At 45.1% G+C, this 18,021-nt stretch carries 11 protein-coding genes and 5 tRNA genes; 12 read left to right on the plus strand and 4 right to left on the minus strand.

Annotated features, from left to right (window positions below):
- Nucleotides 1–73 precede the first annotated feature (73 nt).
- Nucleotides 74–2,437 carry a DNA polymerase II gene (locus tag L1D37_RS03420; RefSeq protein ID WP_239846891.1) on the minus strand — a complete coding sequence of 788 codons (2,364 nt, stop codon included), beginning with the start codon at nucleotides 2,435–2,437 and terminating at the stop codon, nucleotides 74–76.
- Between the two features lie 426 nt (nucleotides 2,438–2,863).
- Here L1D37_RS03420 and uvrY point away from each other — a divergent pair, with 426 nt between their 5' ends.
- The 11 genes from uvrY (at nucleotide 2,864) to nspC (ending at nucleotide 13,797) form a co-directional block, all read left to right on the plus strand.
- The gene (gene uvrY / locus L1D37_RS03425; RefSeq protein ID WP_026084475.1) at nucleotides 2,864–3,508 is read left to right on the plus strand and encodes a UvrY/SirA/GacA family response regulator transcription factor; all 645 of its coding nucleotides are present in this window, start codon (nucleotides 2,864–2,866) and stop codon (nucleotides 3,506–3,508) included.
- A gap of 15 nt (nucleotides 3,509–3,523) precedes the next feature.
- Nucleotides 3,524–5,356 carry an excinuclease ABC subunit UvrC gene (gene uvrC, locus L1D37_RS03430; RefSeq protein ID WP_102432892.1) on the plus strand — a complete coding sequence of 611 codons (1,833 nt, stop codon included), beginning with the start codon at nucleotides 3,524–3,526 and terminating at the stop codon, nucleotides 5,354–5,356.
- A gap of 46 nt (nucleotides 5,357–5,402) precedes the next feature.
- Nucleotides 5,403–5,960, plus strand: a complete 558-nt coding sequence (gene pgsA, locus L1D37_RS03435; RefSeq protein WP_017061490.1) for a CDP-diacylglycerol--glycerol-3-phosphate 3-phosphatidyltransferase — start codon at nucleotides 5,403–5,405, stop codon at nucleotides 5,958–5,960.
- 266 nt (nucleotides 5,961–6,226) lie between these two features.
- Nucleotides 6,227–6,300: transfer RNA gene (locus L1D37_RS03440), tRNA-Cys, on the plus strand.
- A gap of 76 nt (nucleotides 6,301–6,376) precedes the next feature.
- A tRNA-Cys gene (locus tag L1D37_RS03445) sits at nucleotides 6,377–6,450 on the plus strand.
- 37 nt (nucleotides 6,451–6,487) lie between these two features.
- A tRNA-Gly gene (locus L1D37_RS03450) sits at nucleotides 6,488–6,563 on the plus strand.
- Nucleotides 6,564–6,643: 80 nt separating this feature from the next.
- Nucleotides 6,644–6,730 (plus strand) — tRNA-Leu (locus L1D37_RS03455).
- A 32-nt stretch (nucleotides 6,731–6,762) separates the two neighbouring features.
- A tRNA-Gly gene (locus tag L1D37_RS03460) sits at nucleotides 6,763–6,838 on the plus strand.
- A gap of 1,164 nt (nucleotides 6,839–8,002) precedes the next feature.
- Entirely contained in the window at nucleotides 8,003–10,942 is a 2,940-nt protein-coding gene (locus L1D37_RS03465; protein ID WP_239846892.1) for a pyridoxal phosphate-dependent class III aminotransferase, read from the plus strand.
- Between the two features lie 8 nt (nucleotides 10,943–10,950).
- Complete coding sequence (locus tag L1D37_RS03470) at nucleotides 10,951–12,201, plus strand: carboxynorspermidine synthase (protein ID WP_239846893.1); 1,251 nt, start codon at nucleotides 10,951–10,953, stop codon at nucleotides 12,199–12,201.
- 462 nt (nucleotides 12,202–12,663) lie between these two features.
- Nucleotides 12,664–13,797 (plus strand): carboxynorspermidine decarboxylase, encoded by a 1,134-nt coding sequence (gene nspC, locus L1D37_RS03475; RefSeq protein WP_239846894.1) that lies wholly within the window; start codon nucleotides 12,664–12,666, stop codon nucleotides 13,795–13,797.
- A 95-nt stretch (nucleotides 13,798–13,892) separates the two neighbouring features.
- Here the strand turns inward: nspC and L1D37_RS03480 are convergent, their stop codons facing one another.
- The gene (locus L1D37_RS03480; protein WP_017632075.1) at nucleotides 13,893–14,405 is read right to left on the minus strand and encodes an ACT domain-containing protein; all 513 of its coding nucleotides are present in this window, start codon (nucleotides 14,403–14,405) and stop codon (nucleotides 13,893–13,895) included.
- A gap of 233 nt (nucleotides 14,406–14,638) precedes the next feature.
- Nucleotides 14,639–15,547 (minus strand): DUF3943 domain-containing protein, encoded by a 909-nt coding sequence (locus L1D37_RS03485; protein ID WP_017632074.1) that lies wholly within the window; start codon nucleotides 15,545–15,547, stop codon nucleotides 14,639–14,641.
- A 209-nt stretch (nucleotides 15,548–15,756) separates the two neighbouring features.
- Between L1D37_RS03485 and L1D37_RS03490 the strand changes: the two genes are divergently transcribed.
- The gene (locus L1D37_RS03490; protein WP_017632073.1) at nucleotides 15,757–16,995 is read left to right on the plus strand and encodes a CinA family nicotinamide mononucleotide deamidase-related protein; all 1,239 of its coding nucleotides are present in this window, start codon (nucleotides 15,757–15,759) and stop codon (nucleotides 16,993–16,995) included.
- Nucleotides 16,996–17,174: 179 nt separating this feature from the next.
- On the opposite strand, the gene L1D37_RS03495 is transcribed toward L1D37_RS03490, so the two are convergent.
- Complete coding sequence (locus tag L1D37_RS03495) at nucleotides 17,175–18,020, minus strand: DmsC/YnfH family molybdoenzyme membrane anchor subunit (RefSeq protein ID WP_239846895.1); 846 nt, start codon at nucleotides 18,018–18,020, stop codon at nucleotides 17,175–17,177.
- Nucleotide 18,021 lies beyond the last annotated feature (1 nt).

The raw sequence follows: 18,021 nt of genomic DNA on the forward strand, positions 1-18,021 counted from the left end.
TATCGATTTAAAAAAGCAGAGCGAATTGAACATTCCTCTGCTTTTTTGTTTCTATTACAGCTCAAAAGTAGTTTTAGAATAAACCTAACTGCTGCCCGCTGACTCTCTCAAAATCTAAACCGATGAAGGGCAAAATAGCCTCTGCGACCGGTTTAATTTGTTTGTCGATGTAATGCTGATAATCGATACCACTCTTTAAATACTCTTTCGGCTCAGGGCCACTCAGAGTAATCAGATATTCAATACGCCCTTTGTTCTGGTATTGAAGCGGACGACCAAGCTGAGCGTTGATCTCGTCGGCCAATCTTGCGGCGCGAACTTGTGGCGGAATGTTCTTCTGGTATTCATGCAGTTTACGACGCAGACGCTTCTGATAAACCAATAAATCATCGTGTTTACCTGCTGAAGTCTCATCAACAAACTGTCTCACGTAGTCAGTTGGGTCTTGGTCGTGAAACACCATCTCATACAGCGTTTGCTGGAACTGTTGTGCCAACGGTGTCCAGTCTGTTCGTGCGCTCTCAAGCCCTTTGAAAATAATTTTCTCTTGGTCGCCTTGATTGATTAAACCTGCATAGCGCTTCTTCGAACCAGTTTCTGAACCTCGAATGGTTGGCATCAGGAACTTGCGATAGTGAGTCTCATATTCCAATTCAAGTATCGAGGTTAGGTTGTAGGTCTCTTTGAGGTGATTCGTCCACCAATCATTAATGTAAGCGACAAGTTCATTCCCGATCTCGTCGGCTTGTTGTTGATCATAACTGCCATTCAGAGACACGAAGGTTGAATCAGTATCGCCGTAGATAACTTGATAGCCTTTGTCTTCGATAAGCACCTTGGTTTGCTTCATGATTTCATGACCACGCATGGTGATCGATGAGGCTAGGCGAGTATCGAAGAAACGACAACCAGACGAACCTAACACACCATAAAACGAGTTCATGATGATCTTAATGGCCTGAGAGAATGCTTTCTCGTTGTTCTTCTTTGCTACATCACGAGCAGCCCACAAGTTCTCGATCATCTCAGGCAAAAAGTGCTTAGAGCGATGGAATTGACCGCCTCGAAAACCATCAACCGCTTGGTTTTCAGCTGGGCCAAGCTCCAACTTCAATCCTTCTATAAGCCCCATAGGGTCGATGAGAAATGAGCGAATGATTGATGGGTACAGGCTCTTGAAGTCGAGTACCAAAACCGAGTCGTAAAGGTTAGGAATTGAATCCATCACGTAGCCACCGGGGCTGGCGATCCAATTCTCCGGCTCTAAGTTAGGCGCGACATAACCCGCCCTGTGTATCTGTGGTAGGTATAAATTAGTAAAAGCAGCAACAGAACCGCCAACACGATCAAGCTCTACACCAGTCAGTCGTGAACGCTCAATAGCGAAGTCGAGTAGGTGAGTGTGTTCGAAGATTCGGTTTACCAACACACAGTCTTGAAGGTTGTACTTGGCGAGTGAAGGCTTATCGAACTTAAACATCCGGTTGATCTCATCCATGCGGTCATGAACGTTGTGGATGTCTTTACCTTCACCAAGTAACTCTTGCGATACCGACTCCAGCGACCAAGACCGGAAGTGGTAGGTCGCCGTTTTAAGCATGTCGATACCATCCAAGACAACACGTCCCGGAATAGTGATAAAGCCTTGCTGGTTTTGTGCAGAGCTACGAAAGAAGCTGGGTTGATTGTCTCGACCAATACTGAGTTTCACTTCGTTCCATTCTGAACGTTTGTGCAGCAGCCTAAAGTCGAAATCAATGACATTCCAACCAATGATGATGTCAGGATCAAACTCGGAGAACCAAGCAATCATGGCCTCTAGAAGAGCTTTTTCGTTGGCAACCCATTGGATATTGGTGTCTGCTTGTTGCGGTTCGCCGACCATGATCACTCGGCTATCCATTGGACTATCTAAGCCGATGGAGTAAAGCACGCCTTTCTCGGAACACTCGATGTCCAGTGAGACCATCGACAAGCTAGGTAAGTAGCTTCCTGAACGGCATTTTGCGTTTGAGACTCTGCGATGCTGATTCTTTTGTACTGCTGTACCTGTGAACTCAATGCTTCCTTTGATAAAGCGTTCCATCAAGAATCGGTCAGCGAGTCGAATGTCGCTTTCAAAGGTTTGAATTTCTTCGTTATGGAAGGCTTGCGCTAAGCCGAAGCTGCTTCTTGAAAGCGAGGTGTAACAAGCCGCGAGAGGCGTTTGTTCGAAGGTCGCGAGTTCTAAAGGCTTAAATTGGCAGTCTATTGATTCTTTTGCCGCAATAGCCTGACACGCAGGTACATCAGATTGAGCGACAAAAAATACAGGCTTTTCATTTTGAATGGTCAGCAGAGTAGGGCCTTGAGGAGTACTTAGCCACAAATCGATTTGTGTGCGCCCTGAAAAATCTCTTGCTTGTCTAGTGAGTACAAAGCCTTGCTGAATATCCAATGTAGTAACCTATTGAAACTGGGAATCGAATACTATCATCTAGCGCCGGATTCCGCACAATAGGCTAGACAAATAGTCATTAATTTATCGTTAATAGCGTTGAATAACGGGACGATATAAGCAAAAAAGTGAAATTGTCACGAATGGTTATTCAATGGTATTGAAAATATCTTTATCTTGTGTAATTTTATTGGGTGTTGTTTTAACTAGTTGATTTTTACCAAAAGCTTGTTGTTTTAGCTGGCTTATTTATAAATAAGTACTTGCTAAAGTTCGTGTTTCAGCACATATTCAACAGAGCTTTTTTTTACTAATTAAGTTAAGATGTACTCAATGCTGCGATCCACTGTTCCTTTGTTCAATTGTTTCAAACAGATGAAACGACACAGTGGTTGCAGAGCCAATTAATAGTGTGGAGATACAAGTTTGATAAATGTTTTCCTTGTAGATGATCACGAGCTGGTTCGCACAGGGATACGACGTATTATTGAAGACGTCCGTGGAATGAACGTAGCAGGGGAAGCTGAAAGCGGTGAAGATGCTGCAAAATGGTGTCGTACTAACAATACTGACGTTATTTTGATGGATATGAATATGCCTGGTATTGGTGGCTTAGAAGCAACCAAGAAAATCTTGCGTTTCAACCCTGATATTAAAATCATCGTTTTAACTGTTCATACGGAAAATCCGTTTCCAACTAAAGTGATGCAAGCTGGAGCTGCAGGTTACCTTACTAAAGGTGCAGGTCCGGATGAAATGGTAAATGCAATTCGAGTGGTTAACAGTGGCCAACGATACATTTCACCAGAAATTGCGCAGCAGATGGCATTGAGCCAATTCTCGCCTGCGTCTGAAAATCCATTCGCAGACTTATCTGAACGTGAACTTCAAATCATGATGATGATTACCAAAGGTCAGAAAGTGACGGATATTTCAGAACAACTCAATCTAAGTCCTAAGACAGTCAACAGTTACCGCTACCGTTTGTTCAGCAAGCTGGATATCAGTGGCGATGTAGAGCTGACGCACTTAGCGATTAGACATGGAATGTTAGACACTGAGACCCTTTAACACTGAGATCGTATAGTGACCAACTTGTTTGACTCAGTCTCATTCCTCAAGACAGTAACAGAACAGCCCGGCGTTTATCGAATGTATAACGCCGAGGCTGTCGTTATTTACGTCGGTAAAGCTAAGAACCTCAAAAAACGCCTTTCCAGTTATTTCCGTAAAAAAGTCGACAGTGAAAAAACACGCGCTCTCGTCAGCAATATTGACAAGATTGATGTGACTGTAACGCACACGGAAACCGAAGCTCTTATTCTTGAGCACAACTACATCAAGCAGTATCTACCTAAATACAACGTACTTCTGCGTGATGATAAGTCGTACCCTTATATTTTCATTAGCGGTCACAAGCATCCTCGTTTGTCGATGCACCGTGGTGCTAAAAAGAAAAAGGGTGAATACTTTGGTCCTTATCCTGACTCCGGCGCTGTGCGTGAGACGCTACACCTAATCCAAAAAATCTTTCCTGCTCGTCAGTGTGAAGACACGGTTTATGCCAACCGAACCCGCCCATGCTTGATGTATCAAATTGGTCGTTGTGCTGCGCCATGTGTCAGCTCGATTATCTCTGATGAAGAGTACAGTGAGCTTATCGACTATGTTCGTCTATTCCTGCAAGGGAAAGATAAACTGGTACTAGAGACGCTCATCGAGAAGATGGACACGGCCAGCCGAGAGCTTCGCTTTGAACAAGCCGCTGCTTTCCGCGATCAAATCCAAGCGATTCGACGTGTGCAAGAACAACAGTATGTATCTGACGACTCGATGGAAGATATGGACGTGTTGGGCTTTGCTCAAGAGAATGGCGTGGCGTGCATTCATATCTTGATGATTCGCCAAGGCAAAGTCTTAGGTAGCCGAAGCCACTTTCCTAAGATTCCAAACAATACGGTACGCGAAGAGGTCTTTTCGAGCTTTTTAAGCCAGTATTACTTAGCGCATAATGAAGCGAGAACCATTCCAACCCGTTTGATTTTGAACGCCGATTTAATGGAAGACGTCACACCGATTCAAGAAGCTTTGTGTGAAGTTGCAGGTCGTAAGATCCATTTCAACACTAATCCTTCTGGTACTCGTGGTCGTTACCTTAAATTGTCGAACACCAATGCGTTAACGGCGATTACGACCAAGATTAACCACAAGATGACGATTAATCAGCGCTTCAAAGAGCTACAAGAAGTGTTGTCGATGGATGCGATTAAACGCATGGAATGTTTCGATATCAGTCATACCATGGGTGAAAGCACGATTGCGTCTTGTGTGGTGTTCAATCAAGAAGGTCCTGTTAAGCCGGAATACCGCCGTTACAACATCACGGGCATTACCGGTGGTGATGATTACGCGGCAATGGCTCAGGCGCTTGAGAGACGTTATTCGAAGCAGCTTGATGTAGACAAGATCCCAGACATCATCTTCATCGATGGTGGCAAAGGTCAGCTTAACCGTGCTCATGAGATTATTTCTCAATATTGGGGAGACTGGCCGTTTAGACCGAGAATGATGGGTATTGCAAAAGGTGTAACCCGTAAACCTGGTTTAGAGACTCTAGTGACCCTTGAAGGTGAAGAGTTTAATTTGCCCAGTGATGCACCAGCGCTGCACCTTATTCAACACATTCGAGATGAAAGCCATAATCATGCGATTGCAGGACACCGAGCGAAACGCGGTAAAACGCGCAGAACCAGTGCTTTGGAAGGAATTGAAGGGGTGGGGCCTAAGCGTCGTCAAGCTTTGCTGAAATATATGGGTGGCTTACAAGAACTTAAGCGTGCAACTGTCGAAGAAATAGCCAAAGTGCCGGGCATTAGTCATTCTTTGGCAGAAAACATTTATCAAGCATTGAAACAATAGTAAAAATCCCGCACCATTAAAGCGCAATTAATAAGAGCCCAATAATATGCGTTTGAATATACCTAACATTTTGTCCTTACTGAGACTATTTTTGATCCCAGTATTCGTTGTTGTTTTTTACCTACCTTATCAATGGGCTCCTTTTGCTGCTGCGATGGTGTTTTGGGTAGCAGGTTTTACTGACTGGCTAGATGGCATGCTTGCTCGTAAGCTAGGGCAAACATCTCGCTTCGGCGCATTTATTGACCCAGTGGCCGATAAAGTGTTGGTGGCTACGGCTCTTATTCTGATTACTGAACACTATCACTCGATTTGGATAACTATCCCAGCGGTGACCATGATAGCTCGTGAAATTATTATTTCAGCGCTTCGTGAATGGATGGCCGAAATCGGTAAACGCGCAAGCGTTGCGGTATCTTGGGTCGGTAAAGTCAAAACGGTTTCTCAGATGTTCGCTCTTTGGGTACTTATCTGGAGATACGACGACTGGATGGTGTGGGTAGGTTACATTGCACTGTATGTCGCAACCGTTCTTACTTACTGGTCAATGGCGCAATACTTGATGGCCGCCAAAGACGATTTGTTAGACGAAAAACACCATTGATGAAGAAGCGAGCTGAGGCTCGCTTTTTTGATCTTTAATCTAAGGCTAAGTTATCAATACTCGATATCTAATGTGATATAGATCTCCTTTGAATAACCTGCTCACAGTGTCTTTTGCACATAAAGTCAGCTATTTGGCCTGTTTCGTATGAAATCTATTCAAACGAATTAAAAATACAAAAATAATATTGACTCAATCGTCTGAATCCGTAGAATGCATCCCGTACCCAAGAGGATGGCAATGAGCGATTCGATTGGAGTTACTAAGGCGCCTTGGCAGAGTGGCTATGCAGCGGATTGCAAATCCGTGGACCTCGGTTCGACTCCGGGAGGCGCCTCCATTCTCTCTTTCATTTTAGAAAGCTGATGAATGAAAATGCGATACTAGCTCAGTTGGTAGAGCGCAACCTTGCCNAAGGCGCCTTGGCAGAGTGGCTATGCAGCGGATTGCAAATCCGTGGACCTCGGTTCGACTCCGGGAGGCGCCTCCATTCTCTCTTTCATTTTAGAAAGCTGATGAATGAAAATGCGATACTAGCTCAGTTGGTAGAGCGCAACCTTGCCAAGGTTGAGGTCATCGGTTCGAACCCGATGTATCGCTCCAAATTTTGTAATGTTGATTGGCGTCAGCATTAAGATGGTGTTTTACTTTTCAGTAATCGGCATCGCAATAAAGAATTGCGTGCCCTGGTGGTGGAATTGGTAGACACAAGGGATTTAAAATCCCTCGACGTTCGCGTTGTGCCGGTTCAAGTCCGGCCCGGGGCACCATCTATTAAAGTCTTTATCTCGATAAAGCAAATGCGATACTAGCTCAGTTGGTAGAGCGCAACCTTGCCAAGGTTGAGGTCATCGGTTCGAACCCGATGTATCGCTCCAAATTAAAAAGCCCGAACAGAAATGTTCGGGCTTTTTGGTTTCTGGCGTTTGGCGTTTCCATATCTGTATTCATTTTTTCGAACCCGCACTTAAACTTCATTTCTATCTCAAATCCTACGCTATCAAATTCGTTTATATCACTCAGCTTTTAAAAGCGAGATTCCCAATGAACTCGTCCCTCGTTCTAGGGAATGACGAAAGGTACAAAGCCTCAAAGCCTCTCTAACAACGTTTATAACGCCACGTCGTCATTCTCGGGCGCGAGGAACAAGCGAACCGGGGTCTATTTATCGGAGGCTGATAATCAAGTCGTTGTTTGAGTGTAACTGTACAAAAACCGGCTCAAAGAGGTTTCCTATGTACTTGTTTCTTCGTACTAGGGAATGATGTAAATGCATGTAGGTGATTAACTTTTTATTCCCTTTCCGTGTGGTGAACTGTGTTGGTTTCAGTGTGAGATTCTCTATGAGGTCGCCTTCGACTCTAATGAATGGCGAAAGCACCTAGCTTTAAAGCCTTTCTAATAACGTTTATACCCACACCGTCATCCTCGGGCGCGAGGGACGAGCGAACCGGGGATCTCTGTCATGAAAGTCAGCATTGATGATATTTTCAACGATCTTTCCGTCACTTCCGTTATTTATTAAGCCATCATTAAAAACTATTGATAGTTCGTTTCACTTTATGTTACTTTCCCGCGCAATCTCGGAATGACCGATGCTCAAAAAGAGCCGTGATTGCTTCTGGGGGATACGCGTGATGACCATTCTTGCTGATTGGGACATTACGTAGGGTAGGTATTGGCTAGTCCTTTAGCTGATAGACGGGATACTTATGGCGCAGTTCGCCATGTTAATGGGAAACCCAACATTGAACACACTAACTACAACATTGCTAATCAGCTCTGCATTTCCAAAGGGACCAGCTCCTCATAGCTGCCCGATCCTGCAAAAATGTCCAATTCTTCAAAACAGTAGCATTACTGAACCTTGAGCTTTCGCTAACAATTTTTCGCTGTCTTAAGACGGCCTAATTTCGTATTCGTCATTTGACTTATGCGAGCGTACAGCTATATCTCATTTCTAGACAATACGCGTGCTTCACCATGAACTCTCTATAAATCAACAGAGGGTCGGTGTGTAATTGCGTCTGATGGAGGTGAGTATGAACACATTCAAGGGGACTTTTATGACTACCGCCTTTGAAGTCGATATCAATACTATCGCAAATTCATTTTCAACTATGGTTCCTATCGTAGAGGGAACTTACGACCTTACACCTGACGCTATTTTGCTTGAGCAAGAACAGCATGAGTCGGATGTACGTTCTTACCCAAGACGCCTCCCTATTGCTATTAAGCGAGCATGCGGTGCCTTGGTTGAAGATACTCGTGGACAACTATTTTTAGATTGCTTAGCCGGTGCGGGCACACTTTCTTTGGGTTATAACCACCCAGAGATTAACCAAGCACTTAAAGACCAACTTGATTCCGGTCTGCCATACCAAACTTTGGATATTACGACTCAAGCAAAAGAGACGTTTATCAAGCGAGTTAAAGCTTTTCTTCCTCAAGACTTTTCAGATAACTCGGTTCTTCAATTCTGTGGCCCATCAGGCGCTGATGCCGTTGAAGCGGCAATCAAGCTTGCTAAGCAAACCACAGGTCGTAACACCATGTTTGCTTTCCGTGGTGCTTACCACGGCATGACTAACGGCACCATGGGCATGATGGGTAACCTTGGCACTAAAGAGCGTCGTAGCGGCTTGATGTCTGATGTGCACTTTATGCCTTTCCCATACAACCTGCGCTGCCCGTTTGGCATTGGTGGTGAAGCGGGTGCTAACGCAAGCATTCGTTACATCGAACGTATGTTGAATGACGACGAATCTGGCATCATGAAACCGGCTGCGATGATCGTTGAGCCTGTGCAAGGTGAGGGCGGTGTGATTCCAGCTCCTGCGTCTTGGCTACAAGGTCTACGTCGCATCTGTGATGAACACGGTATCCTACTGATTTTTGATGAAATCCAGTGTGGTGTTGGCAAAACAGGTCATCGATTTGCGTTTGAAGAGTCAGGCGTTAACCCTGATATCTTATGTCTGTCTAAAGCGATTGGTGGCGGACTGCCTATGTCGCTGCTGGTATTCGATAAGAGCATCGATACATGGAAAGCGGGTGAGCACACGGGTACTTTCCGTGGTAACCAACTAGCGATGGTGTCTGGAGCGAAAGCGTTAGAAATCATCGAGCGAGACGGTTTAGTTGAACACGCGAGCATTGCAGGTCAATATCTGCGTCATGGATTAGAGAAGATTCAATCTCGCGTGAACTGTATTGCTGAAGTTCGTGGTAAAGGTCTAATGCTTGGCGCTGAGATCAAGCAACCAAATGGCGAGCTTAACAAATTTGGTGAGCCAAAATCAGACGGCGAACTCACCCTAGCGATTCAACGCGCAGCATTAGAGCGCGGCTTGATGGTCGAGAAGGGCGGTCGTGATGGCTCTGTGATTCGATTCCTGCCACCGATGATCATCTCTTTCGGGCAGATAGACTTTGCACTGCGCGTGATGGAAGAAGCCATCATTGCTGCGGGCGGAGGTGCTCAAGAAGATCAAGCTTCAAGTGAGCAAGCAAACCAAGAGTGGAACAAACACTTCATTCACACTGGTCTAGGCGGAAGCGACGAATTCGCAAACGTCATGAACCAAACCACTCAAGCAATGAAAGCTGTTTTTGAGCAGGTTGAAACTCCATACTCAGGTCTAGAACCAAAAGTGCTAGAGGCTGCAATCAAGGCTGTCGACCTAGACAACAACCAAAACGCTTTGGTTGACGTTGTGGACAGCACTGCAGACCTTGTCGCTGCTAACTCCATCTTCGTGCAACACCCTGACTGTATTGCACATCTTCATACTCCTCCTCTTATGGCATCGGTCGCTGCGGAATCGATTATCGCGGCTCTGAATCAATCAATGGATTCATGGGACCAAGCATCGGCTGCAACTTACGTTGAACAGCGCGTGGTCGATTGGATGTGTGACAAGTACCAACTTGGTGAGCAAGCGGATGGTGTTTTCACTAGTGGTGGTACGCAAAGTAATCTAATGGGCTTATTGCTCGCAAGAGACTGGGTGGCGGATAAGCACGATGGTCACTCAATCCAAAAGTTGGGTTTGCCAGATTACGCGAGCAAGCTGCGCATCTTGTGTTCAAACAAATCTCACTTCACTGTTCAAAAATCTGCGTCACTACTTGGCTTAGGCGAGAGCGCGGTGTGTTGTGTTGAAACAAACGCAAACGGCACCATCAAGCCTGATTTATTAGATGCAGAAGTCAAAGCACTTAAAGCTCAAGGCCTGATTCCTTTTGCTGTAGTGGGTACGGCAGGTACGACGGATCACGGTGCTATCGACGACCTTGATGCAATTGCAGACATCGCAAACCAACAAGGCCTTTGGTTCCATGTCGACAGTGCTTACGGTGGCGCGCTTATCTTGAGTAGCCACAAGGCTCGCTTACAAGGTATCGAAAAAGCGGACTCTGTGAGTGTCGATTTCCATAAGCTTTTCTACCAAACAATCAGCTGCGGCGCGGTGTTGTTGAAAGACAAAGCGAACTTTAAGTACTTACTGCATCACGCAGACTACCTAAATCGCGAACACGATGAACTGCCAAACTTAGTCGATAAGTCTATCGCGACCACCAAGCGTTTTGATGCATTGAAAGTCTTCATGACGATGCAAAGTGTCGGTCCAAAACAGTTGGGCGATATGTACGACCATCTTCTTGAGCAAACGCTAGAAGTAGCAGACCTGATTCAAAACCAAGCGGACTTAGAGCTACTCGCGGAGCCTTCACTATCAACAGTGCTGTTCCGATCTAAGCCGTCAGCAAACGGTCAGCTAGATTTAGACAAACTGAATCAAGCGCTAAGACTAGAAGCGCTGACTCGTGGTGTTGCGGTATTGGGTGAAACGGTCGTGGATGGTAAGAGCGCGCTTAAATTCACTATCTTGAATCCGTGCCTAAAGACTTCAGATTTCAAATCTCTAATTAACAAAATTCAAACTCTAGCCATTGAGCTAGCAGAACAACAAGGGTAATTAATACTATGGCTATTCTACAAATTGGTGCAGGCGGCGTTGGTTGGGTTGTTGCACATAAAGCAGCACAAAATAACGAAGTACTGGGTGATATCACAATCGCTTCTCGCACAATCGCGAAGTGTGAAAAAATCATCGAATCAATCAAAGGTAAAAACAACCTTAAAGATTCAACTAAAAAACTAGAAGCTCGCGCAGTAAACGCTGACGATGTTGATGCACTTGTTGCTCTGATTAACGAAGTGAAACCAGACCTAGTCATCAATGCTGGTCCTCCTTGGGTAAACATGGCGATCATGGAAGCGTGTTACCAAGCAAAAGTATCTTACTTAGATACATCGGTAGCGGTTGACCTATGTTCTGAAGGCCAACAAGTACCACAAGCTTACGATTGGCAGTGGGGCTACCGTGAGAAGTTTGCTGAAGCGGGCATCACAGGTATTCTTGGTGCGGGTTTCGATCCAGGTGTGGTTTCAGTATTTGCAGCGCACGCGGTTAAGCACTTATTCGATGAGATCGATACGATCGACGTAATGGACGTAAACGCAGGCGACCACGGTAAGAAGTTTGCGACTAACTTCGACCCAGAAACGAACATGCTTGAGATCCAAGGTGATTCTTTCTACTGGGAAAATGAAGAGTGGAAACAAGTACCTTGTCACTCTCGTATGCTTGAGTTTGATTTCCCTAACTGTGGTTCTCACAAAGTTTACTCAATGGCGCACGATGAAGTTCGTTCAATGAAGGAGTTCATCCCAGCGAAGCGTATCGAATTCTGGATGGGCTTTGGTGATGCTTACCTGAACTACTTCAACTGCATGCGTGATATCGGTCTTCTTAGCCCAGATCCGCTAACACTGCATGACGGCACTGTTGTTCAACCTCTACACGTTCTTAAAGCACTGCTGCCAGACCCAACATCTTTGGCTCCGGGTTACACAGGTTTAACGTGTATCGGTACTTGGGTCCAAGGTAAGAAAGATGGTAAAGAGCGCAGCGTGTTCATCTACAATAACGCAGACCACGAAGTGGCTTACGAAGACGTAGAGCACCAAGCGATCTCTTACACAACAGGTGTTCCAGCAATCACGGCGGCACTTCAGTTCTTCCGTGGCGAATGGGCTGATAAAGGTGTGTTCAACATGGAACAGCTAAACCCAGACCCGTTCCTAGCAACGATGCCAGAAATCGGTCTAGATTGGCACGTTCAAGAGCTAGAGCCGACAGCTGGTTTACCTTTGATCCACAAATTGAAGTAATACATAGTTAGGTTCTTACCTCGCTTTGAATTACTGGGGAAATGACGAATGTGATGGTTACTTCTTCCATGAGATGACTAAGAGCATCGTCATTGCCTACAGAGAGGGACGAGCGTAATAGGGAATCCCAGTTGCTGTCGATTCTATTGAACGATAGGCGGCTTTGGGAGATCCCCAACTCGCTCATTCTTCCCTCTTGGGGATGACGGAGAGTGTATTTACTCCGTTAGAGGATGACGAAAGGTGATTATTTTCTCAGGTATTTGATGAAGGCGATAATTACTTCATCTAATCGGTAATGCAGAAATCGTCATTCCCTAAAGCGAGGGACGAGTGTAATAGGGAATCTCTAATACACTTAAAGACTTCTAATGTACTTACTTATATCGAGCCGATGCATTAGCGTCGGCTTTGTTCGATTATCATGTGCCTTCGTGAACTCGAGGGCCGCAAGGTATTAACATGCAAAACAACGAACTAAAAACGCCGTATTTCATGATCAACGAAGACAAGTTGGTTGCGAACTTAGAGAAAGCCAAGCAACTGAAAGAGATTTCAGGTGTGAAGCTGGTATTGGCACTGAAGTGTTTCTCGACATGGGGTGTGTTTGACATCATCAAGCCTTACCTCGATGGCACGACAAGCTCTGGCCCATACGAAGTGAAACTTGGTCACGAAACCTTTGGTGGCGAAACGCACGCTTACAGTGTGGGTTACAGCGAAGATGACGTGAAAGAAGTCGCGGATATTTGTGACAAGATGATCTTCAACTCGCAAAGCCAATTCGAAGCGTACCGTCATATTGTTGAAGGTAAAGCGTCGCTGGGTTTACGTCTAAATCCGGGCGTAAGCTACGCAGGACAAGACTTAGCAAACCCTGCGCGTCAATTTTCTCGCTTAGGTGTTCAAGCTGACCACATCAAACCTGAAATCTTTGATGAAATTAATGGCGTGATGTTCCACATGAACTGTGAGAACAAGGACGTCGATGCCTTTATTGGTTTGCTTGATTCAATCTCAGAACAGTTTGGCGAGCACCTAGATAAGTTGGATTGGGTGAGCATGGGCGGCGGTGTGTTCTTCACATGGCCTGGCTATGACATAGAGAAACTTGGCCTTGCGCTAAAAGCCTTCTCTGAAAAGCATGGCGTGCAGATGTACCTTGAGCCGGGCGAAGCCATTATCACTAAAACAACTGATTTGGTTGTGACAGTGGTGGATATTGTTGAGAACGTGAAGAAAACGGCGATTGTCGATTCAGCAACTGAAGCACACCGTCTTGATACGCTTATCTACAATGAACCAGCATCGGTATTAGAAGCCTCTGAAAACGGCAGTCATGACTACGTGATTGGTTCGTGTTCATGTTTGGCGGGCGATCAGTTCTGTGAAACAAGCTTTGATGAGCCGTTGAAGATTGGTCAAAAACTTCACCTGTTGGACAGTGCGGGTTACACCATGGTGAAACTGAACTGGTTCAATGGTTTGAAGATGCCATCAATCTACTGCGAGCGCAGCAATGGCGACGTTCAAAAGCTGAATGAATTTGGCTATGAAGACTTTAAACGTTCATTGTCACAATGGTCGGTTAAGTAACTGAATATTGTATTAGAACAATAAAAAGAGCAGCCGATGAGCTGCTCTTTTTTGTTTTTAGATAACGCTTAGTTTGTGTTGTTAAGTGCTAACAACTAACCCTCAATCATCACACGAGTATCTTCACTGAGGGTTTCTAGCTCGTTGACCACGTCATCGATTTGAACTTCGATTGGCAGCTTAACGGCGATCTTTGAAGTAAATAGGCTTGAGCTTACACCACCGCCACCTGCGATAAATACTCGGTGACAGTCCATATCGAGAATACTGATACCTTGTCTATCCAGTACATGCGTTACTTCATTAACGATACCTGCTCGGTCGTTTGAGTCGAGTCTTAGGTGGTGGATTGTGTCTTGCACATTGTGTGAATGGTCTGAATCAACAAACTGCACGATGAGATCAGGATTAGCGCTGAAGGCTTCTTTAACAATCGATTCGTTGATGGCTGGAAGTTGAACCTTGAGTACGCCTGCGACTTGGTCTTCAATAAAATTCACTTTACTGATGAGCCATTTTCCGTCGTTTTCGTGAGTAACCGCAGCAAGTTGTTTGATTGTTGCTGGTGATGCTTTTCCGATAAAGTTTACGATAAATGTACTGTTCATATCAGCCCCCAAAGTCTCAATAAATCGTTGCTAATTAAATGTTTGATATCACGCGATAAAGTTCTTTAATTTCAGTGTAGAAGGTTACATCGAACAATGTTTGACCTGTGTCAATTTTTGAAACTAAGCTGTGATGCAAAAAAAGAGAATGAAGAGTAGGGCACAAAAAAAAGCGGCTAGAGAGCCGCTTTTTAGAAGAGTTTTGTTTTTACGAAAGTAATCAGGTCGCTGTATTAGAAGGTTACTTTAAAGTTCATACCAACAAACTGAGAATCGTATGGTGCGCCAGCATCGTATGCGAATCGAGCTGCGTCTTGGTTATCCCACCAAGGGTTAGTATTCAGATTAACTTCTGCGTCACCGCCCCAGGCATCACTTACCCAGTAGTGGATGTGTCCAACAGGGTTTAGGAAAAAGAGAGACACATCACCCATGGTTTGAGAGCCCATCACTTCGCCGCCTGAAGCAATGATGTCTTGCTCTGCTTCTAGCATCATTTCACCAACAACCGCACCGAAGAATGGAGTGATGAACAGATCTTGCCATGATGGTACTTCAGCAAACGCTTCTACGCCGTATTCCCAGAAGAACGTCGACATAGTCCAAGAGTATAAGAAAGACTCAAACTCATCGTAACCTGCGTGTCGAGCTGCGGTGTAGTAAACACCACCAAAATATGGGTGCATCACGTAGTTTAGGAAGTGCTCATCGCGGTCCCATACAGGGCCATCAGACACGTTATCTTTCCACTTTTTACCTAATGAACTGATGTCACGTTGGTCATCATCCCACTTAGTGATACTTTCAGGCAGTAGAGTCATTAAACCTACTGTAGCGACACTTAAGCCCAAAATGGTGTAGGTTTGGCCCATTAGGTAGTCCCAATCCTTCTCTTGGCTCACCAACATGTGTTTTGGTTGTTGGATTGAGAAGTCGTACTCGTCACTTGATTCGCTCAGTGCGTAATTGGTATTAGGCTTGTAGGTGTACAAGCTATCATTAACACAGTAATCTTGAGCACATTCATCCGAATAAGAAAGGTTGATTGGCTGGTCGAAGTCGTATTGGCTTGCAACCGAGTTAACTGACATTAGCATTGAAAATGCAGCAGTAACCTTTGCTAGTAACGGTGATTTGGCCACAAGGGTCTCCATGGGAAGTTAAGAATTGATCAGAGTCACAATTATCTATTAAACGCCTGATTTAGGGAACTAATAATTTGTCGCTTTTCCTAAGAAAACCTTAGATTTAACATTATTAATATTTGTGAAAAGCTGAAATGTCTCAAATTCAACCATAGACCAGTTTATGAATAATGCAGTGTCTTTTTATGACCACAAGGGATAGAAATATGACGAAAATCGCAATGTTAAGCACAGGTGAAGAAGTTCTTCACGGAGACATTGTAGACACAAACGCAGCTTGGATGTCTGGTGAGTTTTATCAGCACGGTTTTGCTCTTGCGAAACGTTCCACTGTGGGTGACCAAATGAGTGCTCTGGTTGAAGAACTGCTGATGCTGAGCTTTAACTATGATGTGGTTATCGTCAATGGTGGTTTAGGGCCGACAACCGATGATATGAGTGCAGCCGCCGCTGCCGCTGCTTCCGAGCAAAAGTTAGTCATGTTCCCTGAATGGCTCGCTCGTATGGAAGAGATGTTCTCAGGACGTGGTATGCCGATGCCTGACAGCAACCTTAAGCAAGCCTTGCTGCCAGCAAGTTCTGAGATTGTCGATAACCCTGTCGGTACTGCCTGTGGCTTCAAGCTGAAGATCAACGATGCAACTTTCTACTTCACGCCGGGTGTGCCGAGCGAATTCAAACGCATGGTGACCTTTGAAATCCTCCCCGATTTGTCACGCACGTATCCTCAAGTGGTTGCCTCAGAATGCAGTCGCTTGTTTACGTTTGGTTTATCTGAGTCGGGTATCTCGGATGTATTAGACCAATTAAAGCTGCCTGAAGGTTATGAGTTAGGCTATCGCTCTTATCTGCCGTTCATTGAGGTGAAACTGTTTGGGCCTAAGTCTGGCTTAGAAACGCGCGTTAAACTGCTACAAATGGTGTACAAGCTGTTAGAGAGCAACGTAGTCAGCGTTGATGAGCCGATGATTGATCATATTGGCCACATCATGGCAGAGAGAAAGAAGACCTTGTCTGTATCTGAAGTGTCGACCAAAGGTGCGCTTTCGGCTTGGCTACAATCGAATGAACAGGTGGAAGATTGCTTCGGTCACTCATGGGTAATGGCTGAGCCAAAAGAGAGTGAACTCGAAAAGAGCGACCCACTAGCGGCGACTTTTGCCTTAGCGGGTGCAACCAGAGAAAAGTGCGGCACGGAATTGGCCTTGGTGACGGGCAAGTTAGAAGGTAATACATTCAGCATTGCGCTATCGAGCGAAGCGGGTGAGTGGGGACAAGTGCTAGAGTTCTATCGCCAATACAATCGTGAAGATGCACGTACCATTATCAAAACTGTTGCGGCGGATATGCTGAGAAGACACTTAGATAGCAAACCTATGTTTGGTGACTATTCTTCACTAAAACGCGTGAAGGATATGTTTATCCCTTCAGCTATCATCAAGTAAGCAGCTCTTGTCGTTAACCAAGTATTCTTGAGCCAAGACCTCTTGAGCTAAGGTTAAAACAGAACAAATAAAAAGGCCCCACATCCATATGGTTGTGGGGCCTTTTGTTTATCTAGCCTTCTAGATAAGCCAACAAGTGGCGAATAGCTTTGTAGCTAGCACTTAAACTGACTAAGTGATTACAAACCGCTTGTCATGTGTAAGCTGTAGAACAAACCACGGCCGATTAACTCTGAAGCTAAGAACAGTACCAATGCTAGGCCTAGGTTTACTGGGTTCACTTTTGCTTTGTTCAGCATAGGTAGAATCCAAATCAGTAAGCTTGCCATCAGTAATGCAACTTGAAGAATCACATAGCTGCCTAAACCGTCAACCAACTCAGATGCTTTTGCTGCTGAAGTTTGGATGTCACCGATTAGGTTCAGTTTGCCTACTGTCACAAGTAAGCTGATCGCAACCGCAATAACAGCCAGCATGGTGATGTTACGGTCAACCGTAAAACGGCTGTCGTTAGCAAATACAATTACGAACTGAGATAGTAGTAAACCACCCACAACCATCGTCATGATGAAGCTCAGTGGTGTGTAGATGTTGTCCCATGTAGGTACTGTGTTGATCATGTATACGTTGATCATCGCGTACATGAAGATAACACCCAGCACCATAGCGCCGACCATCAGTGCTTTCTGGATAGCAAGGCCACCTTTCTTAACTACAGACAGTAGCCACTGTAGGCCGCCTACTGCGAAGAATGCCGCTCCGAAGAACACTTCGTTAGACAGCCAAGCTGAGCCTAGTTGGTTAAAAGCATTAAACGCGCGCAGTGGAGAACCTAGGTGCGTTGTCGAGAACATAAAACCAAGACCCATTAATGCCCACAGAATGAACATTGGAACTTTGTAGCTGTTTAGTTTCTCTTCGTCATGACCAAGTACCAGTGCACGTGCGCCAATAAGTAAGTAACCACCCACGGCTGTTTGAGCCAGTACCGTAAAGAAGATCAAAGACCACTCATGAAAAATCATC

It is taken from the genome of Vibrio sp. Isolate33 (genome assembly GCF_022397895.1).
GTDB lineage: Bacteria > Pseudomonadota > Gammaproteobacteria > Enterobacterales > Vibrionaceae > Vibrio > Vibrio pomeroyi.